At 56.8% G+C, this 685-nt stretch carries 1 protein-coding gene; it reads right to left on the minus strand.

Annotated elements, in window-relative coordinates; translation table 11 throughout:
- The coding region (locus tag AX703_RS05670) for a replication initiator protein A (RefSeq protein WP_197423626.1) at window positions 1-296 on the minus strand (296 nt) is incomplete at its 3' end.
- Window positions 297-685: the final 389 nt, after the last annotated feature.

The raw sequence follows: 685 nt of genomic DNA on the forward strand, positions 1-685 counted from the left end.
AATATGTCCTTGTCGTGGATCGTCGCCAGCCCCTTGCCCGAGGGGATAATCTCGATAACGTTGCCGTTATGCTCATAGCGCCGCATCCGGTTGTCGGGCTTGGTCGAGAGCGAGAAAACCGGATGCTCCATCGAGGCCATGTCGTCCTTGGGGATGGCGTCGAGAACATCGCAGATGAACAGGTCTTGGTTAGGGTGCCGCACCGGCAGCAGCGGCGTGCGATCGTCGCCGTCCACGGCCGTGGACGGCGCGGCGATCGGCGCGTCAAACAGGGAAGGGGCGGAGTCTATCGTCATTTCACTAACGCCACAGCTACTATCGTCATTTCACATACGCAAGCGGATTATCGTCATTTCAGATTCACCCCCGCGCTATCGTCATTCCGATTACGCTTGGAGGGGGCGGGCCTATCGTCAGAGTGGATTCACCCTATCGTCACTCTGGATTCGCTTTTTCGTCAGAGCGGATTCACCACGCGTCACAAAAACGCCAATTAATACATTATTTTCAACGCACTATAAAACCGCCCAAATCCCGTAACACGACTCTAAACCCATATATTAACACTAGGGCGAGGCTGTGGATAACTTTAGGCCGCCCCGCTTGATGCGACGTTGAAAGGAAGAAAAGCACCGCCTCTTGGGGCTCCGCCCCGCCGGCTCGCGGCCTTCGGCCGCCCCGGATC

This window comes from Novosphingobium sp. CCH12-A3 (genome assembly GCF_001556015.1).
In the GTDB taxonomy this organism is placed as follows: Bacteria; Pseudomonadota; Alphaproteobacteria; order Sphingomonadales; family Sphingomonadaceae; genus Novosphingobium; species Novosphingobium subterraneum.